This is a genomic window from Aeromicrobium sp. PFPM2_SD2, from assembly GCF_057364525.1.
In genome coordinates this window covers 1-4744 of sequence record NZ_JBNFNZ010000176.1, presented here as the reverse complement: position 1 = coordinate 4744, position 4744 = coordinate 1, and the positions used below count along the sequence as shown (strand labels likewise).

3 protein-coding genes and 1 pseudogene are annotated in these 4744 nt (G+C 69.4%); 1 reads left to right on the top strand and 3 read right to left on the bottom strand.

The genetic code is table 11. The features are described 5' to 3' along the window. Window positions 1–330 precede the first annotated feature (330 nt). Both AC2W7G_RS09400 and AC2W7G_RS09395 read right to left on the bottom strand, forming a co-directional pair. On the bottom strand, window positions 331–1422 hold the full coding sequence (locus tag AC2W7G_RS09400) for an inositol-3-phosphate synthase (protein WP_485868201.1): 1092 nt from the start codon (window positions 1420–1422) through the stop codon (window positions 331–333). A gap of 12 nt (window positions 1423–1434) precedes the next feature. After that, the gene (locus AC2W7G_RS09395) at window positions 1435–2025 is read right to left on the bottom strand and encodes a PadR family transcriptional regulator (protein ID WP_485868200.1); all 591 of its coding nucleotides are present in this window, start codon (window positions 2023–2025) and stop codon (window positions 1435–1437) included. Window positions 2026–2201: 176 nt separating this feature from the next. Here AC2W7G_RS09395 and AC2W7G_RS09390 point away from each other — a divergent pair, with 176 nt between their 5' ends. Next, on the top strand, window positions 2202–4484 hold the full coding sequence (locus AC2W7G_RS09390; RefSeq protein WP_485868199.1) for a transglycosylase domain-containing protein: 2283 nt from the start codon (window positions 2202–2204) through the stop codon (window positions 4482–4484). 9 nt (window positions 4485–4493) lie between these two features. On the opposite strand, the pseudogene AC2W7G_RS09385 reads toward AC2W7G_RS09390, so the two are convergent. Then, window positions 4494–4744 (bottom strand): annotated as a pseudogene (locus AC2W7G_RS09385) (alanine racemase); the annotation flags it as partial.

Here is a 4744-nt window from a genome sequence, read left to right as displayed (position 1 = left end):
GCGGGCCGTCGTCGCCGAGCTCGAGACCGGACGCCTGGTGCAGGTGCCGGTCGAGCTCGACCTCCGCCGTCCGCTCACCGCCGTCTGGCGGGCCGAGGAGCGGCTGCCGGACGCGGTCGGCGACCTCGTGCTGGTGGCCGTCGAGGCCACCCGGACCCCCTAGACGACGACGCCCCCGACCGGGTGGTCGGGGGCCCGTCGTCAGGCGGTCCTGGCGAGCAGCGGCTCAGCGCTCCTCTTCACCGCGGCTCCGCGCTTCTGCACGTCGCCGCAGCGGCTCAGCGCTCCTCGGTACCAGCGCTACGCCGCTGACTCAACACGCCGAGGTGCTCAGCGCTCCTCTTCACCGCGGATGAACGCCTCGAGGCTCGCGCGACCGTGGTCGTCGGCGCGCTGCACCGGCGGGCTCTTCATCAGGTAGGACGAGGCGCTCAGCAGGGCGCCGCCGATGCCGCGGTCCTTGGCGATCTTCGCCGCGCGGATGGCGTCGATGATGATGCCGGCCGAGTTCGGCGAGTCCCAGACCTCGAGCTTGTACTCCAGGTTCAGCGGCACGTCGCCGAAGGCGCGGCCCTCGAGCCGGACGTACGCCCACTTGCGGTCGTCCAGCCAGGCGACGTAGTCGCTCGGGCCGATGTGGACGTTGCGGTCGTGGACCTTGCCCGACAGCTCGCCGGTGAGGTTCGAGGTGACGGCCTGGGTCTTGGAGACCTTCTTGGACTCCAGGCGCTCGCGCTCGAGCATGTTCTTGAAGTCCATGTTGCCGCCGACGTTGAGCTGGTACGTGCGGTCCAGCGTGACGCCGCGGTCCTCGAACAGCTTGGCCATGACGCGGTGCGTGATGGTCGCGCCGACCTGGCTCTTGATGTCGTCGCCGATGATCGGGACGCCGGCGTCCTCGAACTTCTGGGCCCACTCGGGGTCGGAGGCGATGAAGACCGGCAGCGCGTTGACGAACGCCACGCCCGCGTCGATCGCGCACTGGGCGTAGAACTTGTCCGCCTCCTCCGAGCCGACCGGGAGGTAGGAGACGAGCACGTCGGCCTGCGTGTCCTTGAGCACCTGGACGACGTCGACCGGGTCGGCGGCCGACTCCTCGATCGTCTCCAGGTAGTACTTGCCCAGGCCGTCGAGCGTGTGCCCGCGCTGGACCTCGACGCCGAGCGTCGGGACGTCGCAGATCTTGATCGTGTTGTTCTCCGAGGCGCCGATGGCCTCCGAGAGGTCCTTGCCGACCTTCTTGTCGTCGACGTCGAACGCGGCCACGAACTGGACGTCCTTGACGTGGTACTCGCCGAACTGGACGTGCATCAGGCCGGGCACCTGGCCGTCGGCCGGGGCGTCCTTGTAGTACTCCACGCCCTGGATGAGGGACGTCGCGCAGTTGCCGACGCCCACGATCGCTACTCGTACCGAACCCATGGGTCCTCCGTGTTACTCGTTGACGGTGTCGTCGGGACGCGACGGCAGCTCGGCCGCCCGCTCCCGGTCGATGAGCTCGGTGAGCCATCGGATCTCGAGCTCGGCGAGCTCGAGACGGTGTCGCTGGCGCTCGAGGCGGTAGGCGTCCTTGCCCCGCCGGCGCGTCGTGTACGCGCGGCGGACCCGCTCCAGCTTCTCCTCCAGGCGAGCCCGGCGGCCCTCCAGCACGCGGATGCGCGTGGCGACCGCGACCCGGGAGAAGAACGCGAACCGCACGTCGAAGCTCTCGTCGTCCCACGTGCTCGGCCCGGCGTCCTCCAGCAGCTCGGCGAAGCGGTCCTTCCCCTCGCCGGTGAGCTGGTAGACGATGCGGGCCTTGCGCCCGCGGGCGAGCACGTCCGGCTCGGGCAGCGCGGGCGTCTCGGCCTGGATGTAGCCGGCCGCCACGAGCGCCTTGAGGGTCGGGTAGAGCGTGCCGTACGACAGCACGCGCCCCCAGCCGAGGACGATGTTGAGCTCCTTGCGCAGCTCGTACCCGTGCATGGGCGCCTCGTGCAGCAGGCCCAGGACGGCCAGCTCCAGCGCGTTGCTCCGTCGTGCCACGTCCTGCTCCTCCCCGCGATGCGTCCAGCGCGTTATATCGAGACGATACATCGAACGGGTGTGTTCGGGAACACCCCACGCTCACGACTCCCGCTTTTGTGGGTCGATCCGCCACACTGGACCGGATGTCGTGCCCGTCCACCGGCGGGCGCGGCCCTGTGCAACGTCCTCGAACGATGGAGATGCTCGGAGTGAAGAAGCTCGCGCGCAAGATCAGCGGCACCGACAAGGCGTGGTGGGTCTCGACCCTGCGCTGGCTCGCCGTGCTCTTCTCCCTGGGGCTCGTCCTGGGCCTCGGCACGCTGTTCGCGCTCTACCAGCTCATCGAGGTGCCCAGCGCCAACGCGGACTTCAAGACGCAGACGACGAAGGTCTTCTACAGCGACGGCAAGTCCCAGATCGGCAGCTTCGCGACGCAGGACCGCGAGTCGATCGACCTCGAGCAGATGCCCGAGAGCATCCGCGCCGCGGTCATCGCCGCCGAGGACCGCACGTTCTACGACAACGAGGGCATCGACCTCAAGGGCATCCTGCGCGCGGTGCGCAACAACACCACGAGCGGCGAGATCCAGAGCGGCGGCTCGACGATCACCCAGCAGTACGTGAAGGTGCTCTACCTCAACCAGGAGCGCTCCTACAGCCGCAAGGTGAAGGAGGCGATCCTGTCGCTGAAGATCTCGCGCCAGCAGAGCAAGGAGGAGATCCTCGAGGGCTACCTCAACACGATCTACTTCGGCAACGGCGCGTACGGCATCCAGGTCGCGTCCAAGACGTACTTCGGCCACGACGCCTCCGACCTGGACGTCGACGAGGCCGCGGCGCTGGCCACGGTCATCAACAACCCCAGCTACTACGACCCGTACGCCGACGACGTCGAGACGCGGATGATGCCGCGCTACCGCTACGTCCTGTCCGGCATGCTCAAGGCCGGCGCGATCAGCCAGGCCGACTACGACAAGTACGCCGAGAAGCTGCCCGTCTTCAAGAAGAAGACCAACAGCAGCCGCTACAAGGGCAGCAAGGGCTTCCTGCTCGACCTGGTCCGCAAGAAGCTCGTCGCCCTCGGCTACACCGACGCCCAGATCGACGGCGGCGGCCTGCGCATCGTCACCACCTTCGACCGCAAGATGCAGAAGGCGGCCGTGGAGACGGTCAAGGAGCAGCGCCCCGACGGGCTCAAGGAGCTGCACCAGGCGCTGGTCTCCATCCAGCCCGGCACCGGCGCGGTCAAGGCCATGTACGGCGGCGACGACTTCCTCAAGAGCCAGCTGAACTGGGCGACCCTCGGCGCGCAGCCCGGCTCGACGTTCAAGGTGTTCGGCGTCGTCGCGGCGCTCGAGAACGGCTACAGCCTGCAGACCCAGCTCGACGGCAACTCGCCCTACCGCCTGCCCGGCAGCGACGTGACCATCGGCAACCAGGGCGACTCGGGCGGCCAGTCGTTCGGCAACGTGTCGCTGGAGCGTGCCACCGAGGAGTCGATCAACACCGCGTTCGTCGACCTCACCGTCCAGATGGACGACGGGCCGGACAAGATCGTCCGCGCCGCGCGTGACGCCGGCGTCAGCGAGCGCGCGCTCAAGGTCTACGACGACGAGAACGTCCGCGGCGTCGTCACGTCGCTGGGCACCGAGGTCATCCCGACCGTCGACATGGCCAACGCCTACGCGACGCTCGCCGCCGAGGGCAAGCGCTCGGAGTGGCACGTCATCCGCCGGGTCGAGTCCGGCGACAAGCAGGTGCTCTACAAGCACGAGGCCAAGCCCAAGCAGTCCATCGACAAGGACGTCGCCGCCGACACGCTCAAGGCCCTGCAGGGCGTCGTGAGCAACGGCACCGGCACCAACGGGCGCACGGTCTGCCCGACCGCCGGCAAGACCGGCACGGCGACCGCCGGCCCGCGCAAGGACCAGCACGTCTCCTCGTCCTGGTTCGTCGGCACGACGCCGAAGCTCACCACCGCGGTCATGTACAACCGCGGCAAGGGCAACGAGGACCTCGAGGGCTACATGCCGACGTTCTACGGCGGCCAGTACCCGGCCAAGACGTTCGCGGCCTACATGAACGAGGTGCTGGACTCCGACAACTGCGGCAGCTTCCCGCCGCCGGCCAACATCAAGGCCGACAAGGGCACGACGTACGTCGCGCCGGCGCCGACCTGCGGCGAGGGCGAGCGCTACAGCAAGTCCGCCGGGTCGTGCGTCAGTGACACGCCCGAGTGCGGCGACGGCGAGCGCTACAGCAAGAGCCGCGGCAAGTGCGTCGAGGAGGAGGAGGACAAGCCGAAGCCCACGCCGACGCGCAAGACCCCGACTCCGACGCCGACGCGTCCGACCCCGACCGGCGGGACCGCCACCCCGCCGACGCTGCCGGAGGACCCGGAGACCCCGCCGGCTACTGGCGGCGGCAGCGGCACGGGCAGTGGCACGGGCGGCGGAGGCGCCGCGCCGGGCCAGTAGGTCAGTCGATCACCACGCGTCGAAGGACGCCGTGGTGAACCGCACCGAGGCGGTGACTCGTCGCCGACGGCCGGCGGGGTCGCCGACTCGGGCAGCAGCACGAGGCTCACCTGCATGTGCGGCGGCTCGGCGAACCAGCGCTGGCGTCCGCCCACGACGAACGGCGACAGCGACAGGCCGGCGCCTCGAGGCGCCACGGGCCAGCGACTTGCCGCGCTGGACGACGCCGGCGACCGCCTTGGGCGCCTCCAGGCCGATGC